Source organism: Halopseudomonas aestusnigri, from assembly GCF_002197985.1.
Lineage (GTDB): Bacteria > Pseudomonadota > Gammaproteobacteria > Pseudomonadales > Pseudomonadaceae > Halopseudomonas > Halopseudomonas aestusnigri.
The window spans coordinates 1-23,933 of sequence record NZ_NBYK01000018.1 but is presented as its reverse complement, the minus strand read 5'-3'; the positions used below and the strand labels follow the sequence as shown (position 1 = coordinate 23,933).

At 57.5% G+C, this 23,933-nt stretch carries 22 protein-coding genes; 9 read left to right on the top strand and 13 right to left on the bottom strand.

The window, feature by feature from the left end:
- Window positions 1–753, top strand: coding sequence for a M48 family metallopeptidase (locus tag B7O88_RS16840; protein WP_088277810.1), 753 nt, complete (start codon window positions 1–3; stop codon window positions 751–753).
- 465 nt (window positions 754–1,218) lie between these two features.
- Here B7O88_RS16840 and B7O88_RS16835 read toward each other — a convergent pair whose 3' ends face one another.
- The gene (locus B7O88_RS16835; protein WP_088277808.1) at window positions 1,219–1,479 is read right to left on the bottom strand and encodes an antitoxin Xre/MbcA/ParS toxin-binding domain-containing protein; all 261 of its coding nucleotides are present in this window, start codon (window positions 1,477–1,479) and stop codon (window positions 1,219–1,221) included.
- Between the two features lie 350 nt (window positions 1,480–1,829).
- On the opposite strand from B7O88_RS16835, the gene B7O88_RS16830 reads away from it, so the two are divergent.
- Entirely contained in the window at window positions 1,830–2,051 is a 222-nt protein-coding gene (locus B7O88_RS16830; RefSeq protein ID WP_088277806.1) for a type II toxin -antitoxin system TacA 1-like antitoxin, read from the top strand.
- Window positions 2,052–2,111: 60 nt separating this feature from the next.
- Here B7O88_RS16830 and B7O88_RS17870 read toward each other — a convergent pair whose 3' ends face one another.
- The 5 genes from B7O88_RS17870 to B7O88_RS16810 all read right to left on the bottom strand — a co-directional run bounded on the left by B7O88_RS17870 (window position 2,112) and on the right by B7O88_RS16810 (window position 8,051).
- Window positions 2,112–2,510: a hypothetical protein gene (locus tag B7O88_RS17870; protein ID WP_140418600.1), complete on the bottom strand. Its 399-nt coding sequence runs from the start codon at window positions 2,508–2,510 to the stop codon at window positions 2,112–2,114.
- Window positions 2,511–2,599: 89 nt separating this feature from the next.
- On the bottom strand, window positions 2,600–2,992 hold the full coding sequence (locus tag B7O88_RS16825; RefSeq protein ID WP_088277804.1) for a hypothetical protein: 393 nt from the start codon (window positions 2,990–2,992) through the stop codon (window positions 2,600–2,602).
- Between the two features lie 3 nt (window positions 2,993–2,995).
- On the bottom strand, window positions 2,996–5,206 hold the full coding sequence (locus B7O88_RS16820; RefSeq protein WP_088277802.1) for a hypothetical protein: 2,211 nt from the start codon (window positions 5,204–5,206) through the stop codon (window positions 2,996–2,998).
- Window positions 5,203–6,789, bottom strand: coding sequence for a tyrosine-type recombinase/integrase (locus B7O88_RS16815; protein ID WP_088277800.1), 1,587 nt, complete (start codon window positions 6,787–6,789; stop codon window positions 5,203–5,205). The genes B7O88_RS16820 and B7O88_RS16815 overlap by 4 nt, the downstream gene beginning before the upstream one ends.
- Window positions 6,786–8,051: a site-specific integrase gene (locus B7O88_RS16810; RefSeq protein ID WP_088277798.1), complete on the bottom strand. Its 1,266-nt coding sequence runs from the start codon at window positions 8,049–8,051 to the stop codon at window positions 6,786–6,788. Before B7O88_RS16810 ends, B7O88_RS16815 begins: the two co-directional genes overlap by 4 nt.
- Window positions 8,052–8,182: 131 nt before the next feature.
- Between B7O88_RS16810 and ettA the strand changes: the two genes are divergently transcribed.
- The 3 genes from ettA (at window position 8,183) to B7O88_RS16795 (ending at window position 11,825) form a co-directional block, all read left to right on the top strand.
- Complete coding sequence (ettA, locus tag B7O88_RS16805; RefSeq protein WP_088277797.1) at window positions 8,183–9,874, top strand: energy-dependent translational throttle protein EttA; 1,692 nt, start codon at window positions 8,183–8,185, stop codon at window positions 9,872–9,874.
- 199 nt (window positions 9,875–10,073) lie between these two features.
- Window positions 10,074–11,411, top strand: a complete 1,338-nt coding sequence (gene gdhA, locus B7O88_RS16800) for an NADP-specific glutamate dehydrogenase (protein WP_088277795.1) — start codon at window positions 10,074–10,076, stop codon at window positions 11,409–11,411.
- 57 nt (window positions 11,412–11,468) lie between these two features.
- Window positions 11,469–11,825 carry a PilZ domain-containing protein gene (locus B7O88_RS16795; protein ID WP_228245838.1) on the top strand — a complete coding sequence of 119 codons (357 nt, stop codon included), beginning with the start codon at window positions 11,469–11,471 and terminating at the stop codon, window positions 11,823–11,825.
- Between the two features lie 191 nt (window positions 11,826–12,016).
- On the opposite strand, the gene radA is transcribed toward B7O88_RS16795, so the two are convergent.
- Entirely contained in the window at window positions 12,017–13,387 is a 1,371-nt protein-coding gene (radA, locus tag B7O88_RS16790; RefSeq protein ID WP_088277791.1) for a DNA repair protein RadA, read from the bottom strand.
- A gap of 98 nt (window positions 13,388–13,485) precedes the next feature.
- Here radA and B7O88_RS16785 point away from each other — a divergent pair, with 98 nt between their 5' ends.
- From B7O88_RS16785 to B7O88_RS16770, 4 genes are all read left to right on the top strand, one after another.
- Window positions 13,486–14,256: an EAL domain-containing protein gene (locus B7O88_RS16785; RefSeq protein WP_200818485.1), complete on the top strand. Its 771-nt coding sequence runs from the start codon at window positions 13,486–13,488 to the stop codon at window positions 14,254–14,256.
- A complete protein-coding gene (pap, locus tag B7O88_RS16780) occupies window positions 14,249–15,700 on the top strand; it encodes a polyphosphate:AMP phosphotransferase (RefSeq protein ID WP_160003208.1) in 1,452 nt (483 codons plus the stop codon). The genes B7O88_RS16785 and pap overlap by 8 nt, the downstream gene beginning before the upstream one ends.
- A gap of 68 nt (window positions 15,701–15,768) precedes the next feature.
- Window positions 15,769–16,179: a large-conductance mechanosensitive channel protein MscL gene (mscL, locus tag B7O88_RS16775; RefSeq protein ID WP_088277787.1), complete on the top strand. Its 411-nt coding sequence runs from the start codon at window positions 15,769–15,771 to the stop codon at window positions 16,177–16,179.
- A gap of 78 nt (window positions 16,180–16,257) precedes the next feature.
- Entirely contained in the window at window positions 16,258–17,382 is a 1,125-nt protein-coding gene (locus tag B7O88_RS16770; protein WP_088277785.1) for a methyltransferase, read from the top strand.
- Between the two features lie 6 nt (window positions 17,383–17,388).
- On the opposite strand, the gene B7O88_RS16765 is transcribed toward B7O88_RS16770, so the two are convergent.
- From B7O88_RS16765 to B7O88_RS16740, 6 genes are all read right to left on the bottom strand, one after another.
- Window positions 17,389–17,523 (bottom strand): DUF2256 domain-containing protein, encoded by a 135-nt coding sequence (locus tag B7O88_RS16765; protein ID WP_088277840.1) that lies wholly within the window; start codon window positions 17,521–17,523, stop codon window positions 17,389–17,391.
- Window positions 17,523–19,061 (bottom strand): cryptochrome/photolyase family protein, encoded by a 1,539-nt coding sequence (locus B7O88_RS16760; RefSeq protein WP_088277783.1) that lies wholly within the window; start codon window positions 19,059–19,061, stop codon window positions 17,523–17,525. Before B7O88_RS16760 ends, B7O88_RS16765 begins: the two co-directional genes overlap by 1 nt.
- Before the next feature lie 9 nt (window positions 19,062–19,070).
- Window positions 19,071–19,385 (bottom strand): DUF6482 family protein, encoded by a 315-nt coding sequence (locus B7O88_RS16755; RefSeq protein WP_088277781.1) that lies wholly within the window; start codon window positions 19,383–19,385, stop codon window positions 19,071–19,073.
- Between the two features lie 69 nt (window positions 19,386–19,454).
- On the bottom strand, window positions 19,455–19,955 hold the full coding sequence (locus B7O88_RS16750) for a TIGR00645 family protein (protein WP_088277779.1): 501 nt from the start codon (window positions 19,953–19,955) through the stop codon (window positions 19,455–19,457).
- Window positions 19,956–20,342: 387 nt separating this feature from the next.
- On the bottom strand, window positions 20,343–22,766 hold the full coding sequence (locus B7O88_RS16745; protein WP_088277777.1) for a Lon protease family protein: 2,424 nt from the start codon (window positions 22,764–22,766) through the stop codon (window positions 20,343–20,345).
- 156 nt (window positions 22,767–22,922) lie between these two features.
- Window positions 22,923–23,759, bottom strand: a complete 837-nt coding sequence (locus tag B7O88_RS16740) for a uroporphyrinogen-III synthase (protein WP_088277838.1) — start codon at window positions 23,757–23,759, stop codon at window positions 22,923–22,925.
- Window positions 23,760–23,933 lie beyond the last annotated feature (174 nt).

Genomic DNA, 23,933 nt, shown 5'->3' with positions numbered 1-23,933 from the left:
ATGAACGTCCCGATCAAACCCCAAAACCAGTCCATCAACTTTCGCTACGGTGACGAACAGCTTGTCTTGGAGCGCATCAAGCGCCCACAGGCAACCGACAGAGTATTGATCAAGGTTCACCCAGATTGTCGGATTGTGGTGTCCGCCCCGGAGGATGCCAGTAATGAGGCCGTGCTGTGCGCGGTAAAAAAACGTGGCCGCTGGATCTACCAGCAACTGCGAGAGTTCCGTCAACAGCTTGAGCATATAACCCCTCGCCGCTTCGTCAGTGGCGAAACCCATTACTACCTGGGTAAACAGTACCTGCTAAAGGTCATAGAGGCTCCTAAACAGGTCCAAGGCGTGAAGCTGTTGCGTGGCAAGCTGGAAGTCAGTGTACGTACCAGAGACGCAGACAGCGTACGCGACCTTCTGACGAGCTGGTACAAAGCACGTGCGAAGGAAAACTTTGCTAGGCGGTTAGACGCCGTTCTGGAACAGGCGTTGTGGGTCACAGAAAAGCCGCCGTTAAGGATTCTGAGCATGAAGACGCAATGGGGCAGTTGCTCGCCCAATGGCTGCATCACTTTGAATCCGCATCTAATCAAAGCTCCCCGCGACTGTATTGACTACGTGATCCTGCACGAGCTTTGCCACATCGCTGAGCACAACCATGGTGAGCGGTTCTATCGGCTGATGAACCAGGTGATGCCGGGTTGGGAGAAGACCAAGGAGCGGTTAGACGGAATGGCTTCCAGCATCCTGCCCAGATGAGAACTGGCGACATTGGGCAGACGTGTAATTTAAGCGGTCGTACTTACGATTCTTGCGCCTTGGTATGCCGGTTATTCGGCTATTGTGTAGTTAATACTTGGGTACCCAATCAAGGAAAGACGAAGATATGGTTTCCGATCGTCAGAAATCTAGAACTGAGAAAGTCGACTTAGAGGCCCATGAGTGGCTAGCTGAGCGAGCCTCCATGGCAACGAACATGGCCTATATGAGGGCCAAAAAATTATCCTGTGCAGTCGTGGTCTCCAAGGGAGGTTACATCGTTGAAGAGCGTCCCGATGGGTCGGAAAGAATCCTTGGAGTTTCGACAAAGATGAAGGTGGTTGCGTGCGTACCTGTAAATATTCGAGAACGATCTATTTGATATCCGATTCGGAACCGCATAGCTGAACTCAAGCCGAACCCCAAAAATGCTTATCTGAGCGCAATTAGCTGAAGACCTCATCTCTAATCTAAGACTGTTTGGCATTCAACATCTGTCCGAAGGTATTGGGCCGGAGCCTTGCCATTCAGCCCTTTTTGCGGGAGCTGAATCCAGCAACGCGCTTGGCTCTGATCATGTTCAAACAACTCGACGACCTTTTCGAACACAATGGCCGCCCTCATGACCCTATCGTGTTCTTCAAAGCTGAATCGCCCGCGCTTAAGTCGGCGATAAAAGGTTGAGTTCGATATGCCCAGACACTGACCAAGCCTTAACGGGGACACATCCCATAAGAACAGCGATACGCTTGAAATGGGTGCTGGACGGGCCGGTCTTAACTGCGTTAATCAGTGGCTGCCCTCTCGGAGGTAGACCGATGCCGGCCAGAAAACCGTTTGACGGCTTGGTAGTGGGCCTTTGCATTTTCATTTCAGATGCTCCAATGGTTCCTACCTTCCAATCGATCGTCATCAGATTAACTGCGTAGGAAGGCTCGTATCAAAACTGCCTCCGGATTTAGCATCATGGAAACATCTATGACAAAACCTCCGGCTATCAGGAATATTATGCCCTGCTACATTTCACTAGGACGCCGCGTTATTTTGTATCCACCGCCAACGGCACGGTCGCTCAAATGACAAACGACGAGCATTGCGAAATTGAAGCCGATTTTCAGTCCGACCAGCTCGAACTCATCAATATGGCGGCCCGCATTTGCGATCGGTCAGCTGCAGATTTTATCGTTGACGCTGCATTCGATAAGGCCGTGAAGACCATTCTCACGGACAAGGTCACCTTCATGTCAGATGAGGCTTACCAGGCAGTGTGTCAGACCATTCTCCAGTCGAAGTGGTAGGTTTTCGGTCTCAACCGGCAGGCAAATTCGGTCGGAACTTAGCCTAGGTTCGAACACCCATTACCAAGGCCAACGGGATTGAGATCCAAGCTGGTAAACCGCCCGTCGCAGCGCCCCGGGATCATCATTTTCCAATATATCTAACGGAGTCCGGCCACCAAAAGTGGGGTTAAGCCAGTGAATAAACTTGTTCCGATTAGAAGGGTTTTCGAATGTGGCGTTGATGACAATGCATAGCTCCAACACTAGCTTTGAGCGTTCCACCTGCTTCATCGTCACCCGATATAAACCGTCAATATCAGAGGACGGGTGCATTACATCTTCGAGCTCGCTTGTGGTCAGTCGTAAAACTCGGCAGATGCTTGCAGCGCCCAGGCTCCAGCTTTTCAATGTAGCCAATGCAAGGCAGAGAATTTCTCGCTGATTACCTCCCAAAATTGTTTTTTCGAGAACCCCCATATTGTTCAACCTTAGAATGCAATGATCCGGCGATAACTGTTTGACGGCATTCTATGAATCGCCACTAGCGGCCTACCAGCGCTCTCAAACTACCTCCTCGCTTTAAACAACGGCTGATCAAGCATCGACTCCGTCAAGCCGTGCATATCTGCGTTGGCTTGCCATCGCTTAAATCGCACTAGCAGCTGATTATTTACCTTTCTGAGCAACTGATTCTCAGCCTCAAGCTTGGCGATGCGCTCATTAGCATCCTTTAAATCTTTCACGTACCCCGGAGCTTGAGACGGTGCTTTCAATGCTTTTTTGCGATCCTTGATCGCCATCTTGAAATCCTGCCGCGTACTGAGAGCTTGGCGCGTGACGCTGATACCTAATTCAGCTTTGCACGCCTCAACCAGCTCGACCCATCCAAGCTTAGGGTTCGTCCACTGCGTAATGAGCGCGAGTATGTTCTGCTCATCCTTTTCCGAAAGACGCGCCATTCTTTAGCCCTCTAGCTTTTCCATAAGTGCCTCTAAGTCCGTTAGGGAGGGCATAGCTTCTTCGGCCTTAGCCTCGATAGTCTGGGGATCAATGAGACCCGCCATTGCAGCCGCGTTATTCGTCAAATTCCACCCGTTATCACTGTTCCACACGATGTCTCCATTTTCCCTTTCAGGGTTCTCCAGCGTCTCGATCAAGGCGTTGCATTTGAATAGATCCAACGCCGCTTTCTTGCGCCACTCAGACGCGCCGAAAAGTCCACGTGCTTCAGCATCAACAGACTTTTCATAGTTCATTTTGAGAGCGTTCCGCTCCTGCTTGATGTTCGCTAGCTTCACATCGTCGCCCTTCACGCACCCCAGCATGCCGCAGGTTAAACAGGCCCCCATCTTTGGGCAGGGGGTGTAGCTAAAATCATGCACGCAGATTCCTAGATGCGTTTTGTGGATGATCCGATCTTGGGCGTTTTCGTCCAATTCAGTCACATCGCTCAGACTGAGTGGTGCGTTGGTTTTAAGCATCTCAAGGCGCTGGCCATTATTGCTTTGCTTCGTTGAAGGGTGCACCGTAATGAGCGCCTGAGTGCGCTCTTCAATTGTTTCATGGTTATATACGCACCCCATTGAGGTGCGCCCCGAAAACGCGTCTATCAACAGCTGCGAAAGACCGGCCCGGTGCATCTCGGTATTCAACTCGTGTCGAAAAGCATGAGTGTTTACGCTAACATTAGGATATCCGTGCCGCTGAAAAATGCTACGCCGTTTACTCGCCCCCTTGAGCTGTACAGCAAGGCGAGCACTATTAGCTCCCAGCTCCACGCCAAACGGGTGGGCAATCGCAACAGGAACTTGTGAGTTATTGAACAAACTCCCCGTACGCACGGTAAAAAGTGCGTCACGGTACTTCAGTCGCGGTTTACCCTCTTCGAAGGGAGTGGTGTACGGGAAATTCTTTGGCAGGTACTTCTCCCGCATAAGTACATTCAGCGAGCGAAGCGTTATCACACAGGTATCTGTGTATTCCATGTGGTACCGGGTTGTACCAGGCACATAGACCCTTTCGCCTTCGCTCGTATCAAGACCGCTGCAAATCGCGTCAAAGACAGCCTCCGCCTCAGGGCTCAGCGCGGTTCGCTTTGCGAACTTGTTGAGGAAGTTTTGATGAAATCTATTCCGAGCGCTCTCACCCTTAGCGACGGCGAGCCTAAGCGCCGCGCAGACTTCATCATAGCTTAGTGGATCATCTGGTCCCTTTTTGGGCAGCCCTGGGTGCGGTGGAAATTCGTCGGGGTGATCCTCCAGCCAAGCCGCATATTTGCGCGCATCGTCAGTCAGAGGTCTTAGCAAGCTCAGGGCACGTTCTACGGAAGGCTCCATACCCGTCACCACAGGCTTTAGCGTCTCGCCAAACCCTTTTTTACTGTACCAGCGGAGGAACATACGTTGACTGCCATCCCGACCCGTCTTGTAGACGATACAGTCGCGGGGAAGATCAGCCAGTTCGCCTACACGGCTTGGCTGGCTCAACAGGAACACACAGGCAGAGGTTATGATAACGTCTAGCGAGCTGTTCAGGTCGTTATGGAAGATCTCGCCCAAGGCCTTAATCGACTCTTGGCTAGGGAGTTTCTTCTGACGGTCACCCCTCTGCTGCTTCAGGGTACCCTTTGATATATGGAATAGCGGCGAAGACCAGTGAAAAGGCGTCGTTAGTAGCTTTTTTTCCTTAATCAAATCAACGATGTTTTCCAGAAACTTGCTGATTCGATAGCAAGTTTGACTACTGTTCAGATTGGCCTGGATGTACTCACAAGCCTTGTAGCAAACGGCTCCGTTGAGCTGGGTCACATCACCTCGACCGGTCATCTCGACCAGCGCTACCTCCATAGCTTTAAGTGCCATAAGCCAGCCAGTAACATTCTTCTTATTATTTAGAATCCGGTAGTGTACGATCGTAGCTTTAGCAAAATCGATAAAGGGTTGTTGCATTGGTATTTTATCAACAGCCTTCGCGAATCTGTTATTGCCCAGTACGTAGAACGTGCAACTTCGAATACCCCATCCGTGCCAAGAGAATGCCTCCCACCGCACACCCGCATGTACTTTTTGCGGGACACCTTTGGGAAGAGTGGTTTTTGCCCATCCAATAAAGGCATCCACCTGCTCTGCGGCTTTGAGGTTTTTTTTTGGCGTGAACGGCTCGATATTTGTCATACATCGCCTCTAGAGATCTCGCGTTTGGAGATGAGCGACCTACAGTCCAGTATGACCCTACGACAGGCGAGGATGGCACGATCCCAGATCGCGCCAGTGACTTTGTCATTATCGATTGACTGCGCCCGGTAGCGCTCCATGCGCTCCAGTGAAGCTGCGTGATCGGCATGCAAGAGTGGTTGGAATTTCCTGCACCCATAACACGAGAGAGGAGTGTCTAAATGGCAGGCCGCATCAGAGCCACAGACAGCCAGATCCTGAATTTGACGATCTGCCCTGAAACCATTCTTAGCCGACTCACGATCCGTAACTATTGTTCCTGAGAAAGCATTTACCACCAATGCAAGATGACCGGACATCTTTGCGTCGATCAGCTTCATCAGCTCTGCGGAGACCTGTCGGTACTTGCGAACCGTAGTGGTTTTCCTGTGCATCAACGCATGGGCAATCGACCACTCGTCCAAGCCAGCATTTGAGAGATCGGTACCCAGGGTGTGCCGGAAACGATGACCACGGGTGATCCTCAAAGGTTTATGGGTCCGAGTCGATATCGGAAAACTGTCCATCTTTTCAATCTGCTTCAACCAGTTCAATGTGATGGCCTGGGTGACATGAAAATCCGGGTTGGGGCCGTGTTCGAGTGAATTAAGGTCAATATTGTCGGTAATGACCGGAAGAGGGCTGACGTAACTGGTACCAGTAGCTAATTTACGCCGAAAGAGCGGGACGTGCTTTATTGCTCGATCCCAATCAGCTCGACCAGGAAACTCTAATTTAAGACGGGCCAGCACGAGCGACTGATAAGCCTGCACAGTGGCATACAGATCTGCATCAAGGTTGAAGGTCTCGTATTTTTTACGGAAGCCTCCGTCATCATATCGCTGCTTAGCCCAAAAAAGGCGGATCTTATATCCCCGCTCAGTCCTAATAAAATCATCAAAGACGCACTTGCGTAGCTGAATTCCACGTTGCCCGTACACCATCAGCAGTTGTAAATAAAGGTAACGTTCGGGATCCAGAACGTCATGACAAAATGCCTCGTGCGACCACTGGTGCAGTGCATTTTGTTCTTGGAGTGTAAACGGACCCTCTTCGGGGTCCAAACTCAAGATCACGTCTCTACCAGATAGCTTTTTCCTCGGCATTGCGGCATAAGCATCGATCAGTGCTTGGTCCGGACGTTGTTGCAGGGATTCGCAGTCGTGCCAGAAAACCACAAAGCTGACCAATATCGAAAATTCAGTAATCGAAAAGCGATCACGCAAGTCGATTATCTGACTCTCTCTCAAGGGGTTTAATTCAGCCTGAGCCGCACGCGATAATATTGAAGCGATATTAGACAGTGTTGCTTGTCCTATCTCTGCCATACGATACGCCAACGCGGCATGAAGCCAACGTTGCCATTCAACAGGGACGCAGCCTATGGCAGCTTGCCAGTTGACTGAAACACAGGTCATATCTGGCCTCCACATCGGCTGGGAAGGAGTAAACAGGGTCCCGCACCTTGCCAGTCGTGGCTGATCAAGCCAATTATCAAGTTTATCGGCTGAAGGTGCTTCTAATGCGGTAAGTGCGATGTTCATTGCTTATCTCGCTTATTGAAAACGTCTTCCACTTCCTCGCGAATCCGCTGGAAATTCTCTGAACGCTTTTTCACGGCTTTATCGGCCTCTTCTTTCCAGTATTTTGCGCCGTAAAGCCCCGGCATCTCGGAGTTTGACCTCCACCCGAATGCATAGGTCAGCACCTTCTGTGTTTGCGTTGTGCGATCTTCGGGAGTAAGTGCGCCAAGATCCTCTTTCATGCTGCGAAGCAGTGTGAATACCGCATCATGGCGCAACCTGTGGGAGTGAATCCCTGCCAGCTTCGGCACTGTTTCACCCAACCGATTGAACAAACCATCGACGGCTTTAATAGACATGGGCTGACCCTCATTGCGATGATGAGCCACAAGAAGAAAAGGATGGTTGTTCGCATCAGAAGCGCTGGCCTCGGTACGCCGGTAAGTATCGACGTACTTTTGAATAGCCCGTGCAAGCTCGTCGGGTATCGGCAGCATGCGTTCATTCGTTTTGGGGCGCGGTCCAGTCTTACGAGGATCAATCGATTCATCCTCCAGACCCACGATAGCAATCTGATTGATGTGCCACATGATGTCGCTGAGTTTAATAAGGAGCATCTCAGATCGACGTAACCCGAGCTCCAACCCAAGTAGCACTATGATGTAGTTGCGGTACTTGTGAGCTCCAGTGGTAAACGGGTTGGCATTGCTCTCAGGGTGAGCAACCTCAAGCAAAGATTCCCGTTGCTCTTTAGTCAGTCCTTTTATCTCGTCATTCCGAGTTCTTTTCCAGGCGGGTCTAGCAGACTTGATCTTACGATTAAACCGCTTTTTAAGATCTCTGGCAGCATCCTCTCGCGTAACTTCATCGCCTAGCCTTTCGTACAAGAAATCAAGGTAATCTCGAACAGTCTCGCAGCGCTGCTCGGCGTGAGCACTGCCGACGAATTCGTAGGCTTTTTCGAGCAAGCTCACACCGGCATGCTTTTTGTCTAACGTGATCTTTGAGAGGTGCGCATCAACCATGAATCGGCTGATTTCACTATCTGTTAGGTAGGCAGATTTTGGGCGCTGTTCGAGTCGTGAAATTAGATCAATGGACAAGCTGTCAAGAAACTCGTGGAACAGTGCGATGTGTCTTAGAAGCTTATCTTGTGTGTTGGGCGACCGATTCCGAAACTTATGTGTCACTAGCAGATTGGGGTAGTAAAGCGGCACCCGGTCTTGCACCAAAACCTTTTCTCGACCACCATTGAGCCGAATTTCCACGACTTGATATGACATTATCTTATCCCCAAACTTTACATTTCTAGAATAAGCAAAGCGGGGATTCAGGTCAAATCTTAAACTTTACACTTCTTGTTTCCCTTAGAATCATCAAGACCAAGAAGCATCAATCATTGAGGGTATTTTATATGGCCAAAGGCGACAAAACAGGGCAAACAGGATCATATGTTTATAGCATGCATCGGGTCGGTAAAGTCGTCCCCCCGAAGCGTCAGATTCTGAAGGATATCTCATTGTCCTTTTTCCCCGGCGCCAAGATTGGCGTTCTGGGTCTCAACGGTGCAGGTAAATCCACCCTGCTGCGGATCATGGCCGGTGTCGATACCGAGATCGAGGGCGAAGCGCGCCCCATGCCGGGCATCAAGGTAGGCTACCTGCCGCAGGAACCCGAGCTGGACAACGACAAGACCGTACGCGAGATCGTCGAGGAAGCCGTCAGCGAAATCAAGAATGCCCAGGCCCGGCTGGACGAAGTATATGCCGCCTACGCCGAACCCGATGCCGACTTTGACGCATTGGCTGCCGAACAGGGCAAACTGGAGGCCATTCTGCAGGCCGCCGACGGCCACAACCTTGAGCGCCAGCTGGAAGTCGCCGCCGATGCGCTGCGCCTGCCGGCCTGGGACGCAAAGATCGAGCACCTGTCCGGTGGCGAGAAGCGCCGCGTAGCACTCTGCCGCCTGCTGTTGTCGGCGCCCGACATGCTGCTGCTGGACGAGCCGACCAACCACCTGGATGCCGACTCCGTCGCCTGGCTGGAGCAGTTCCTGCACAACTTCCCGGGCACCGTGGTTGCCATTACCCACGACCGTTACTTCCTCGATAACGTTGCCGGCTGGATTCTCGAACTGGACCGCGGCCAGGGCATCCCCTTCGAAGGCAACTACTCGCAGTGGCTGGAATCCAAGGCTGCCCGCCTGGCAACCGAAGCCAAGCAGGAGGCCTCCCACGCCAAGGCCATGAAAGCCGAGCTGGAATGGGTCCGTCAGGGCGCCAAGGGCCGTCAGGCCAAATCCAAGGCTCGCCTGCAGCGCTTCGAGGAACTGCAATCGCAGGAATTCCAGAAACGCAGCGAAACCAACGAGATCTACATCCCGGCCGGCCCGCGCCTGGGCGACAAGGTCATCGAGTTCAACGGCGTCACCAAGGGCTTTGGTGATCGCGTGCTGATCGACAACCTGAGTTTCAGTGTCCCAAAGGGGGCCATTGTTGGTGTCATCGGCGGTAACGGTGCCGGCAAGTCGACCCTGTTCCGCATGATCACCGGCAAGGAACAGCCGGACAGTGGCACCATCGAGATCGGTGAAACCGTACAGATTGCCAGCGTCGACCAGAGCCGTGACAACCTCGACGGTAACAAGACCGTCTGGGAGCAGGTGTCCGATGGTTTCGACCAGATCAAGGTCGGCAACTACGAGATGCCGTCGCGTGGTTACGTCGGCCGCTTCAACTTCAAGGGCTCCGACCAGCAGAAGTTCGTCAAGGACCTCTCCGGTGGTGAGCGTGGCCGCCTGCATCTGGCGCTGACCCTCAAGCAGGGCGCCAACGTACTGCTGCTCGACGAACCGTCCAACGACCTTGACGTGGAAACCCTGCGTGCGCTGGAAGAAGCGCTGCTGGACTTCCCCGGCTCAGCCATCGTGATCTCGCACGATCGCTGGTTCCTGGACCGTATCGCCACCCATATCCTGGCGTACGAGGACGACTCGCAAGTCACCTTCTTCGAGGGCAACTACACCGAGTACGAAGCCGATCGCAAGAAGCGTCTGGGCGAGGCAGCTACGCAGCCGCACCGCGTTCGCTACAAAAAGCTCGCCTGAGCTTCCGCAGCAGCGCGGCCCCACCATCCGGTGTGGCCGCGCTGCTGCGGGTCCTGCCGCGCCACCCGCCCGGGACCAGGCGCACCAAAATGAAACACTGGCGTGCACGCTATTTTACAATCGCACCATTCCTGTGCAGTTCGCAGTCTGGTAGTTTTACGTCTTTTCGTCCTAAACGTATAGAAAAGTGACTCCAGACATGACCTACACCCTGGCTGCCTGCCTGACCGAACTGACCCTGCGCGACCCCCATCAGCCAGAATTCCACCAAGCCGCCGAAGAGGTGCTCAGCAGCCTCTGGCCCTTCCTGGAAGCCAACCCGAAATACCTGCGTGCAGGCATCATCGAACGTCTGATCGAGCCCGAGCGCGTCATCCAATTTCGCGTCTGCTGGGTCGACGACAAGGGCACCGTGCAAGTGAACCGCGGCTTCCGTGTGCAGATGAACAGCGCCATTGGCCCGTACAAGGGTGGCCTGCGCTTCCACCCGTCGGTGAATCTTGGCGTGCTGAAATTCCTCGCCTTCGAGCAGGTTTTCAAGAATGCGCTGACCAGCTTGCCGATGGGCGGCGGCAAAGGCGGCTCCGACTTCGATCCCAAGGGCAAGAGTGACGGCGAGATCATGCGCTTCTGCCAGTCCTTCATGACCGAGCTGTCGCGCCATATTGGTGCAGACCTGGATATCCCCGCCGGCGACATCGGCGTCGGTGCGCGTGAAATTGGCTACATGTACGGCCAATACAAACGCCTGCGCAACGAATTCACCTCCGTTCTGACCGGCAAGGGCATCAGCTACGGCGGCAGTCTGATCCGTCCCGAAGCGACCGGTTACGGCTGCGTCTACTTTGCCGAGCAGATGCTCAAACAGCGCAATGACAGCTTCGAGGGCAAACGAGTTGCCATCTCCGGCTCCGGGAATGTCGCCCAGTACGCAGCGCAGAAGGTGCTGGAGCTGGGGGCAAAGGTGATCTCGGTTTCCGACTCCGGCGGCACCCTGTACTACCCGGACGGCATGACCCAGGCACAGTGGGACACGCTGATGACGCTGAAGAACGAGCAGCGCGGGCGACTGGAGTCGCTGCATGGCGACGGCTGTGAATTTATCGCCGGCCAGCGCCCGTGGCATCTGCCCTGCGACATTGCCCTGCCCTGCGCAACCCAGAACGAACTGGGTGCAGACGACGCCCGTCATCTGATCGAGAACGGCTGCATCGCTGTCGCCGAGGGCGCCAACATGCCGAGCACCCTGGAGGCCGTCGACCTGCTCCAGGAGCATCGCATCCTGTTTGCCCCGGGCAAGGCTGCCAACGCCGGCGGTGTGGCGGTAAGCGGCCTGGAAATGAGCCAGAACGCCATGCGCCTGCACTGGACTGCCGGCGAGGTCGACGAGAAGCTGCATTGCATCATGCAATCCATTCACGCCGCCTGTGAACGTTATGGCAGAGAAGAAGATGGCCACATCAATTACGTCAAGGGCGCCAACATCGCCGGCTTCGTCAAGGTCGCCGACGCAATGCTGGCTCAAGGCGTGGTGTAAGCAGTAAAAAGCGCTATAGTGTGGGCATCGATGACCAATACACCCGGGAGCCATCGGATGCATGATGACAGACGGCGTTTCAGCCGCATTCCGTTCGATGCCCACACCCTGCTGCAACAGGACGACTGGTGCGTGGCAGTTCAGTTGATCGACATATCCCTGCGTGGCCTGCTGGTCATGCAGCCTGATCAGTGGGACACGACACGCGCCAAAGCCCCTTTCGTTGCCATTATCGACCTGTCCGAAGGCAGCCAGATCCGCATGGAAGTCTCACTGGCACACGCCGAAGAAGGACTGCTCGGCTTTCAGTGTGAGCACATCGACCTCGACTCCATCAGCCACCTGCGCCGCCTGGTCGCCCTCAACCTGGGCGATGCAGCGCTGCTTGAACGAGAGCTGGCGGCTTTGCTTTAGGCGGCGCCATGCGCCGCAGCGGCAAGCTTCAAGCTTCAAGCTTCAAGTGCCTCCCAACTCCCTCCCGAGCGACTAGCCCCGGGGGTTTTGCTTTTCGCCTTTTCGCTTTTCGCTTGTAGCTTGTAGCTTGTAGCTTGTAGCTTGTAGCTTGCAGCTTGAGGCTTGCAGCTGTAGCAGCGGCTACGCCGCTGCTACTCAAATATCGCCGCCAGCGCCTGATCCAGCCGGGTCACGGCAATCACCTGCATTCCTTTGGGCGCTTCCTTGGGCGCGTTGGCCTTGGGTACGATGGCGCGGGTAAAGCCATGTTTGGCGGCTTCCTTCAAGCGCTCCTGTCCGCTCGGCACCGGGCGAATCTCACCTGACAGCCCCAGCTCACCAAATACCATCAGATCCATCGGCAGCGGCCGGTTACGCAGACTGGACATGACCGCCGCCAGCAGCGCCAGATCGGCTGCCGTTTCCAGTACCTTGACCCCACCGACGACGTTGACGAAGACATCCTGGTCATAGGTCGCAACGCCGCCATGGCGGTGCAGCACGGCGAGCAGCATCGCCAACCGGTTCTGATCCAGCCCCAGCGTGACCCGGCGCGGATTGCCCAGATGACTGGTATCCACCAGCGCCTGCACCTCCACCAGCATCGGCCGCGAGCCTTCCCAGGTGGCCATCACCACGCTGCCCGGAATCGGCGCGTCGTAACGTGAGAGGAAAATCGCAGAGGGGTTGGCCACTTCTTTAAGACCCTTGTCGGTCATGGCAAACACACCCAGCTCGTTGACCGCGCCAAAACGGTTCTTCACCGCCCGCAGCATGCGGTAACGACCGTCAGCCTCACCCTCGAAATACAGCACCGTGTCCACCATGTGCTCAAGCACCCGCGGCCCGGCCAGCGAGCCTTCCTTGGTAACGTGGCCGACCAGAAAAATTGCCGTGCCACTCTGCTTGGCGTATCGCACCAGCAAGGCAGCGCTCTCGCGTACCTGGGCAACACCGCCCGGGGCCGACTGCAACTGCTCGGTGAAGATGGTCTGGATCGAGTCAACCACCATAACCCGTGGCTGTTCCTGCCGCGCCGTCGCAACAATGCTCTCGATACAGGTTTCGGTCATCACCTTGAGCTGATCTTCCGGCAGACCAAGCCGGCGGGCGCGCATTGCCACCTGCTGCTGTGATTCCTCACCGGTCACATAGAGCGCAGGCATACCCTGCGCCAGGCGGCAGAGGGTCTGTAGCAGAATGGTCGATTTGCCGATCCCGGGATCGCCGCCGATCAGCACCACCGACCCGGCGACCAGGCCGCCACCCAGCACCCGATCAAGCTCGGACGAGCCGCTGGGCTGCCGCGGCATTTCTTCTGTAGTGACCTCTGCCAGCGTCTTGACTGACGCCTGCTGCCCGGTCCAGTTGCTGCTGCGTGAGGGGCTGCCACCGGTAGGCGTGGTGTCCACCACGGTCTCCACCATGCTGTTCCACGCCTGGCATTCCGGGCATTGGCCCGCCCACTTGGAAAAGGTGGCACCGCATTCGGTGCAGCCGTAAATACGTTTCTGTTTGGCCATCTTGCTTTATCCGGGTCGAGGCACCATAAAGCGCCGCTTGATATCAGAGGAACATTATCCTCTATACTGACCGCCTAAAGGCGTAAGGATCCAACAGAATGACTACCGAGCCACAATCACCGCCGCCCTGTCGAGCCTGCATCGACCGTCCTGCGCTGGACTTTGACTTCAGCATGGCGTTTCAGCCGATCGTCGACGTACGCACCCGCCAGCTCTTTGCCTGCGAGGCGCTGGTACGCGGCATAGACGGTACCGGCGCGGCCGGCATTCTGTCCAAGGTCACCACCGACAATCGTTATCAGTTTGACCAGTCCTGCCGCGTCAAGGCAGTAGAGCTGGCTGCCCGGCTGAACATCCCCTGCTTTGTCAGCATCAATTTTCTGCCCAACGCGGTGTATCAGGCGGCGACCTGCATTCGCGCTACCCTGGAAGCGGCAAAGCGCTTCAACTTCCCGGTGGAGCGGCTGATTTTTGAAATTACCGAAAACGAGCAGATGGTCGACAAGGATCATCTCAAAAGCATCATTACCGAGTACAAGCGCCAGGGCTTCAAAACCGCCATCGACGATTTCGGTGCAGGCTATTCGGGGCTGAATCTGCTGGCCGAGTTCCAGCCGGACATCATCAAGCTCGACATGGCGCTGATCCGTGATATCGACAAGGACGTGGTAAAGCAGGCGATCGTGCGCGGCATCCTTGGGGTCTGCGCCGCCCTGAGCATCGAAGTCATCGCCGAAGGGGTCGAAACCGAAGCCGAGCTGGCATTCCTGCGCGAACAGAATGTCCACCTCTTTCAGGGCTATCTGCTGGCACGTCCGGCCTTCGAGCAGGTACCGGACATCAATTGGTCTGCCGTCGCGCATGGGTAACAGCAAGGACGACAGCAAGCAGCGCAAGGCCGAACGCGAAGCGCTGCGCGAGGAACTGCTGGAGACCCAGTTCGAACTGCGCTCGCTGGAACACGGCTCGGTCCTGGTCCTGATCAGCGGCAACGACTTCGCGGGCAAGGCGGAAGTCATCCACAGCTTCTACGAGTGGCTGGACAACCGCTACCTCAATACCCGCGCTTTCGGGATGCCCAAAGGGGTCGACAAGCGCATGCCACGCATGTGGCGCTATTGGCGCACCCTGCCACCGGCCGGCGAACTGGGGTTTTATCTGGGCTCCTGGTACCACCAGCCGCTGATGAAGTTGAGTCGGGGGCAAATCAGCATCAACCGCTTTACCGCACAAATGCAGGACATCCTGCATTTCGAACGCCTGCTCAATGATGAAGGCATTATCCTGGTCAAGATCTGGCTGCACCTGACCGACGATGAACGCGGGACGCGCCAGCGGGTGGACCCCAGTCTGCTGAAACAGACCGTAGCCATGCGCGAATGGGGTGACTTCAGCGCCGCCGACTACGAGAAGGTGCGCGAGGGTGCCCGCCTGATGACCGAGCTGACCTCCACCAACGAGTCCCCCTGGATTCGGGTGCCGGCAACAGACCCTCACCTGCGCGACCAGCGCATCGGCCAGATCGTGCTGGAAGCCATGCGCCAGCGTATCAACACACCGCCGGTGCCGCGCCCGGTCTACGGCTGGCAACCCGCCCAGCGCGACTACCTCGCCCAGCTGGATTACAGCCAGAAGCTGCCAAAGGACGAGTACCAGCAACAGCTGCTGCATTGGCAGAACAGACTGCGCGACCTGATGCAGCATCCGCGCTTCGCCCGTCGCAGCCTGATGCTGGTGTTCGAGGGCAGTGATGCCGCCGGCAAGGGCGGTGCCATCCGCCGCATCACCCAATGTCTCGACCCGCGTATCCTGCGGGTTCACGGCACCCGCGCGCCGAGTGACGAAGAGCGCCGAATGCCCTATCTGTGGCGCTTTTGGCGACGAATACCGGCTGACGGAAATGTCGTGGTATTCGACCGCAGTTACTACGGCCGCGTGCTGGTAGAGCGGGTTGAAGGCTTCTGCGCCGAATCCGAATGGCAACGCGCCTACGGCGAAATCAATGAATTCGAGCAACAGCTGACCGAGAACGGTACGCTGCTGATCAAGTTCTGGCTGGCGATCACCGAGGAGGAACAGCTCAAGCGCTTCAAGGAACGGGAAGCATCACCGGTTAAACGCTACAAGCTGACCGAGGAAGACTGGCGTAACCGCAAGCGCTGGCCCGACTACGTTGAGGCGCTCAATGACATGGTTGAGCACACCTCGACCCGCTCGGCACCGTGGCACCTGATTCCCGCTGAAGACAAGCGTCATGCCCGCATCCAGACGTTGCGCATCCTCTGCGAGGCACTTGAGGAAGCACTTGAGTAGTTGGTCAAACGCGCTTGCTTGGCTATGATCAGCTCTCGCCAAGTCGGCGCTTCTCAAGGAAACAGGCAATGAAACTACTGGATGAATTCAAGGCTTTTGCCATGCGCGGCAACGTTGTCGACATGGCCGTGGGTATTATCATCGGCGCCGCGTTTGGCAAGGTCGTTTCCTCGTTCGTCAACAACGTCGTCATGCCGCCGCTGGGTGTACTGATCGGCGGCGTCAACTTCACCGATCTGGCCATTGTCCTGAAACAGGCAGAAGGTGACGCAGCCGAGGTGGCCATCGGCTACGGAATGTTTATCCAGAGCGTCGTGGACTTCCTGATCATCGCCGCCGCAGTCTTCACTGCGGTCAAGGTAATGAACAGCCTGAAGAAAAAGGAAGAGGCAGCACCAGCTGCGCCGCCGGCACCGTCGAAGGAAGAGGTACTGCTTGGCGAGATCCGCGATCTGCTGAAAGAGCAGAAACAGGGATAAGCCCCAGCGGTGCCCGGTACCGATCCGGGCACCGCGTAATGCTATACTGCGCGGCACGCCCAACTGCCCTGGCTGACCATGCAATCCTGCGATACCCCCTACGGCTCACTGCAGCTGCAGCGCTATCCCACCTCCCGGGAAGACACACTTCAGGCCTTCGACAACGCCGATCTCTACCTGCTGCAGCGACTGCAGGAGGAGCCCGCCGACAGCGGCCCGATCCTGGTCGTCAACGACAGCTTCGGCGCACTCGCCTGCGCACTGGCAACGGCAGGTCTGGAGACACACAGCTGGGGCGATTCATGGATGAGCTGGCGCGCCCTCCAGGGCAACCTCGCAGCCAACAATCTTGATTCGGCCAGGGTTCAATTCTTCAATAGCACCCAGACACCGGACGGCTGTTATCGCCAGGTGCTGCTGCGCATCCCCAAGAGTCTGAGCCTGTTGCAGGATCAGTTACAGCGCCTGCGCCCGCACCTCACCGACAACGCCCTGCTGCTGGCCGGCAGCATGATCAAGCACCTGCCGCCGAGTGCCGGCGACCTGCTGGCAGCCCATATTGGTCCCTATCAGGCTTCGCTTGGCTGGAAGAAGGCCCGGCTGCTGCAGTGCAGGCACGATCCGGTATTGCAGCCTTGCGCCAGCAATCTGAGCACCCAATACCCGCTGGATGGCACCCCGCTGCTGCTGAACAATCGCCCCGGCGTGTTCTCGCGCGAGAAGCTGGATATCGGCACCCGCGTGCTGCTGCCCTGCATTCCGTCAGACCTGGGCAGCGCGCGGATAGTAGACCTGGGCTGCGGCAATGGCGCTCTCGGCCTGATGGCAGCCTGCCGCAACCCCGAGGCACAGCTGACATTTATCGACGAGTCCTGGGCAGCGGTGGCATCGGCGCAGGACAACTTCGCAGCAGCCTTCCCCGGCCGCAGCGCCCGGTTCATCGTCAGCGACGGGCTGAGTGAAGCCGAGCCAGGGTCTGCAGAGCTTGTTCTGTGTAACCCGCCGTTCCACCAGCAGCAGGTAGTGGGTGATCAAATCGCCCGCCGGCTGTTTGACCAAAGCCGCAAGGCGCTCGCACATGGCGGCGAGCTGCTGGTGGTCGGCAATCGCCATCTGGGCTACCACCAGACCCTCAGGCGCTACTTCACCAAGGTCGAACAGCGCGCCGCTGCACCCAAGTTCGTAGTGCTGGCAGCCAGCTGACGGCGCTCAGCCGCTGCGGGCACGGCGGCAACGCTCGGAGCAGTAGCGCACCTCATCCCAGCAGCGCGCCCACTTGCGGCGCCAGGCAAAGGGCCTGCCGCACACCGCGCAGGTTTTCTGCGGCAAGTCACCCTTGCGAATCACAGCATCTCACCGGCATCCAGCCGCTCCAGCAGATGCTCGCCCCACTGCCACAGGGCCTGCTGTTTGGCTTCCGGCATGCGCTGCAGGTTGCGGTACACCATCGCCATGCGCGGATTGGAGCCGAGTTGCTCGCGGTGGCGCATGACGAAATGCCAATACAGCGCGTTGAACGGACATGCCCTGGCGCCGGTCTGCTCGCTGACCTTGTAGCTGCAGCCGCCGCAGTAATCCGACATCCGCTTGATGTACTGCCCGCTGCTGCAGTAGGGCTTGGAGCCGAGATACCCCCCATCGGCATGCATTACCATGCCCAGGGTATTGGGCAGCTCCACCCAGTCAAAGGCATCCATATACACGGCCAGATACCAGTCGCAAATCTGCTTGGGTTCAATCCCCGCCAGCAGGGCAAAATTGCCGGTAACCATCAGACGCTGAATATGGTGCGCATAGGCATGTTCCAGCGTTTGGCCAATTGCCTGCTGCATGCAACGCATCCGCGTCTTGCCGGTCCAGTAGAACGCGGGCAGATCGCGCTGATTGCCGAAGGCGTTGCGCTCGGCGTACTCCGGCATCAATAACCAGTAGATACCGCGAACATACTCGCGCCAGCCGAGAATCTGGCGAATAAAGCCCTCGGCCGCGTTCAGCGGAATCAGGCCAGCCTGCCAGTCGGCCTGCACGTCCAGACACACCCGGCGCGGATCGAGCAGCCCGATATTCAGCGCCGCGGCTATGCGCGCATGAAACAGCCAGCGCTGATCCACCGCCATGGCATCCTGGTAGTCACCGAACCGGGCCAGCGCCTGCTGGCGAAAACGCTGCCACAACGCCTCGGCATCCGCGTGGGTGACCGGGTAATCAAAACCCTCAAGCTGACCGTAATGATCAGCAAACCGGGCAGCGACCAGGGCGGCTACCTCGCAGGTGATGGCGTCCATCGGAAAATGCGGCTGCTCCGGTACAGGGTGCCCTGCAGGCAGCGCCTTGCGATTATCCTGATCAAAGTTCCAGCTGCCGCCTTCCGGCTGGCCTTCCGACGTCATCAGCAGGCCGCTGCGGCGACGCATCTCGCGATAGAAGAACTCCATCCGCAGCTGCTTGCGCCCGGCGGCCCAGTTGGCGAACCAATCCGCGCTGCAGAAAAACCGCTCATCCGGCAGCAAGGTCAATTCGGGCCAGTCAGCCTGACGCTGACGAAACCGATCAAGCAGCCGCCATTCCCCGGGCTCGGTCAGCAGAATACGCTCAGGCTGCAGCCTGCTGCGGGCACGCGCCAGTTCGCCATCCAGCGAGCCGCTGTTGGCCGGGTCGTCCAGCTTGATGTAATCAACGCTGAAGCCACGGCCACGCAACCCCTCGGCAAAATGCCGCAAGGCAGAGAGGATAAACACAATCTTCTGCGGGTGATGGGGAACGTAACGTCCCTCCTCCTCGGCTTCCACCATGAGGATACGGTCCTGCGCGGGATCGGCGCCGGCCAGGCTGCTGATGGCCGTATCAAGCTGGTCACCCAGCAGCAGAATCAGATTACGCATATCAGCCACTCAGGGGTGCAGCGGCAGAGGCAGTCGCATCGCCGCCTGTGGACCACCCGTAACCAGGGTGTCAGGCCCCATCTCGTCACAGACATTGAGATGGACCAGATTGATGGTCTGAAAGGGCAGCTCCACCAGCGCATTGCGCGCGTCATGCAGGGAGCGGAATACCCAGGGCCGAGTATCCCCCTCGTGCTGCTTGAGTAGATGGCGCGACCCGTCGATCAGCGCCTCGACCAGATACACCGCGCCTTCGTGTGACAGCAGATCCAGGTCCTGCAAGGCCCCTCTGTCCGCTGCCCGCATCAATTGTTCCAGCGTCATGGCATCGACTCCTGCAAAGTTGTACAGGAACGATACCCTTACACAAAAACCTTTACCAGAAGTACAACATTAAATCGCCTTACCGTCACGCCCCAAGCGATCCAGCAGGCCCATGCCAAAGGAGGACACCACAAAGGTGAGGTGAATGATCACGTACCACATCAGCTTGTCATTGGGGATATTCTGCGCATTCATGAACACCTTGAGCAGGTGAATCGATGAAATCGCGACAATCGATGCCGCAACCTTCATCTTCAGCGAGCCGGAGTCCATCTTGCCAAGCCAGCTGAGCTTCTCCTTGCCGTCGTCGATGTCCAACTGGGAGACGAAATTCTCGTAGCCGGAAATCATCACCATGACCAGCAGGCCGCCCACCAGCGCCATATCCACCAGCGAGAGCACGACCAGAATGAGATCGGCTTCGGCGGTTTCGAGCAGGTGAGGCAACAGATGAAACAGTTCCTGAAAGAACTTGACCGCCAACGCCGCAAGCGCCAGAGACAGGCCCAGATAGATAGGCGCAAGAATCCAGCGCGCCGAGTACATCAGGTTTTCCAGAAGGCGTTCCATTGACTGCATTAACCTCGATTTCAGTATGTTCGATTTTGGGGCGCGATGGTTGTTCACAGTAACTGTGGATAACTCTGTGAGCAGTGAACTGATAACTCACTGCGACCCTGTCAGCACGGGCGCTGGCGCGACTCGCACACATTTTGTTCAGTTGAACCATCCTTGACGCGGTGAACCGTTGATGTGCTGAAAAGCAGGCAGTGCGCACCTTTCAGCGGCATCGAAAGGCCAGCAGGGAGCAGATTGCCCTGCCGGCGTCAAGACCTCATTCGGGTATCCGTTGGCAATCAGTGACAACCTGTCGCAGCAAAGCCTGTGGATAACCCTGTAGACAGAACCCGTTGCGGCCCACCGCTCAAGCTCGCGGGCAAGGCGGATAAAACCCGCTTACTTGGCGCCGTCGCCCTCCTCCGGGTCTGACTCTTCCTCTTCACGGTCACGCTCGGCAATCTCGGCCAGGCGGGCAACCACCCTGGCATTGATACTGCCCTCGGCGAAATCCCCTTCCTCGTTCAATTCGCCCGCCGGCTCTCCGGCCAGCAGTGCCAGCGCCTCGTCCACACAGGACACGCCGTAAACCGAGAACTGGCCGTTACGCACAGCCTGCAGGACTTCTTCATCCAGCATCAGGTTGGGTACGTTCGAGCGCGGAATGATAACGCCCTGCTGACCGGTCAGGCCACGGGCCTGACACAGGCGGAAAAAGCCTTCTATCTTCTCGTTCAACCCGCCGACCGCCTGCACCTCGCCGAACTGGTTGATCGAACCGGTAATGGCAAAGCACTGCTTCAGAGGCGTGCGCGAGAGCGCCGATATCAGGGTGCAGACCTCACCGAGCGACGCACTGTCGCCATCGACATAGCCATAGGACTGCTCCAGCGCGATACTCGCGGAGATTTCCAGCGGATGCTTCTGGGCATAACGGCTGCCGAGAAAACCGGTCAGAATCATCACGCCCTTGGAGTGAATCGGCTGCCCGAGGTTCACCTCACGCTCAATATCGACAATTCCGCTGCCGCCCGGGTAGACCGTAGCACTGATACGCGCGGGCAACCCGAATACCGAATCACCCACCTCAAGTACGGTCAGCCCGTTGCACTTGCCGACCGCAGCGCCGTCGGTGTCGATCAGAATCACGCCCGACAGCATGTCTTCGTGAATGCGCGCGCTGACCCGTCCGGTTCGGGTTTCCTTGGCGCGCAGGGCACGTTCGATGTGCGCGGTATCGGTGATCGGGTCACCCGCCAGCTGGCGGGTAAAGTCGGCCTCGGCCACCAGCTGAAAAATATCGCTGATACGCGCCGAGAGCCGCTTCTGATGCTCGGCCAGCCGGGTGCTGTAGGTCAGCACCCGGGCAACCGCCGCCGCGGTAAGCGGGGCCAGCCCCTCCTCCGAGGTACGGGTTTTCAGCAACTGGGCCATGCCTTCGATACTGTCCGGCGTGCGCGGCAGATCCTCATCGAAATCCACCAGCACGCGAAACATTTCCTGGAAGTCCGGATCCAGATCCTGCAACGCGTAATAGACCTGACGCGAGCCGATGATCACCACCTTCACATCCAGCGGGATTACCTGGGGGGTCAGGGTTACCGTCGCCAGTCGGCCCATATCGGCCCAGGGCGACTCCATCTTCAGCTCGCGCGAATGCAGGGCACGCTTGAGGGCGTCCCAGACAAAGGGCTCGCCCAGCAGCTTCTCGGCTTCCAGCAGCAGAAAACCGCCGTTTGCCCGATGCAATGCGCCGGAGCGGATATGCCGATAACTGGTTACCAGCGCGCCCTGCTCGGGTGAGTACTCGATACGCCCGAAAAGGTTGTCGTAGGACGGATGCGGCTCGTGCACGACCGGCGCGCCGCCACTGGTGTGATGACCAACGATCAGGCTGGGGCTGTACTGTTCGACCAGCATCTGCCGCTTGTACGCGTCTGGCCGTGCCTCCAGCGCCCGCTCCTCGACCAGTTGATCAATCACCGTCTTGAGCAGATTCTGGCGCATCGCCTGCAGGTAATCACAGACCGCCTGATTGCCGCTGTAGCGCTCCAGCAGCGGCTCAAGCAGGGGCTGCAAGGCTTCGGTAATGGTCTGCTCGTTGAGCTCGCGCAGCTGGTTGCTCGACTCGCGCTTCCACTGCGGCAGGCTGGCGAGCTCTTCGTTCAGCACCTCCTCCAGCTCGGAAATATCGCTGTGGAAACGCTCGCGCTCCTCCTCCGGCAACTGGGCAAAGTCGGCCTCGTCCAGCGCCTTGCCCTCCTTCATCGGCGTAAAGGCAATATTCTGCGAGTCACGGTACAGCGCGATGTTTTTTTCCAGCGCGCGGCGCTCTACCGAATCAATCGCCCGGTCGTAGCGCTGGTTGAAAGCCCGATCAATGGCGCTTTTCTTCTGCTGATAGGCCGGGTGTTCAAACACTGCGGGGAAGGTTGCCAGCAGATTATCGATAAAACGGTCGATCACCTCGATCAGCTCGCCGGCAGAACCGGGTGCCAGGCTGATCACCCAGGGTTCGCGGGGCTCATCGAAGTTGTTGACGTAGACACAGTCCTGCGGGGTGACCTGGCGCTTGGCCTCAGCGCGCAGGTAGCGCTGCACATAGGAAAAACGGCCGGTTCCCGGATCGCCCATGACAAACACGTTGTACCCCGGACGGTGCATGGCCACACCGAACTGCAGGGCCTCGACCGCCCGCTCCTGACCGAGAATGCCACGGAAAGGTTCCAGATCGTCGGTGGTCGTAAAGCCGAGGCTGTCCAGATCGATGGGGGCGGTAAGTTGGTCGGGGGAAAGTCGTAGCGCGGTGGATTCGTTGGTCATCCAGCTTCCTTGGGCTCGCGGGGTTCAGACAAGCCTGCATTGTTGCCGCGCGGGCACCGGCTGACAAGTGCCAGCAGCCCGTTCAGCTCGGCGCATCCTGCAAAGGGAAGCCAATCAATGTTGGATGCTGCCGCCACCAGCCCGGCCCTGAAGCGGTCAGCCCAACACCTTCACCAGCTCGCGCACCAGCGGCTTCATAAAAAAGCTGCTCTCTGGCATCAGATCCACATTGATGCCCCGTTCTCGCAGCTCATCGGCAACCACCGGCCCCACCGCCGCCACCTTGATCCGTTCCAGTGCCGACAGCAGCATAGCCTCGCCGTCATCACGACGCTTGGCAATTTGCAGCAATCGACGCACCTGGGTTGCACTGGTGAAGGCGATGGCGTCCACCTCAACTGCCAGTAGTGCGTCAATGAGTCGATCCACCTGCGCGTCTTCAACGTCGTCGGCATAGATATAAGGCGCAACGGTTTTGACCTGGGCGCCCGCGCCGGTCAGAAAATCGATCAGGCGGGTATTGGGGTCCGTGCCGTACAACTGCACACCGATACGCACGCCCAGCAGGTTTTCGCCCTTGAGCGTCTCGATAACGCCCTCGGTGGTCGGCGCCACCGCAACGCGATCCGGCCTGAGCCCCACCTTGCGCAACGCCGCACCCGGCTTCGGCCCGCGGGTGAGCTTGGGGATCGGCCCCAGCGCTGCAACAAAGGCGTCACGCAACCCGTCGCCCTGACGCTCAGCCAGCGCCAGCATGCGCCGCAAGCCCTCACCAGTCAGCAGAATCACCTGATCAAAGGGCTGTTCAATCAGCTCACGCATCCAGGCCAGCACCGGCTGCGGGTCAGGCGCGTCGTGGATCGACACCAGCGGACAACGCAGCACATCAGCGCCACGCTTGATCAGCATGTCAGCGAACAGGTCGAGCTCCCTGCTCTCGGGTACAGCAATACGGCGGCCGGCCAGCGGCTTGTCTTCGATAGTCATGGGCATTTCGGATTCCGAATGGTGCAAGGCCCACATTGTGCGCAGCCAGCCAACGAATGAAAAGCGGAACAGCAGTGACCATGCCCCCATCCGGCCGCGCCCCATGCACCGGTAGGGGCGCGACATGTCGCGTCCGCAAAACCGCCGCGCCAACCGACAGGGGGCACCGAAAACCAACGG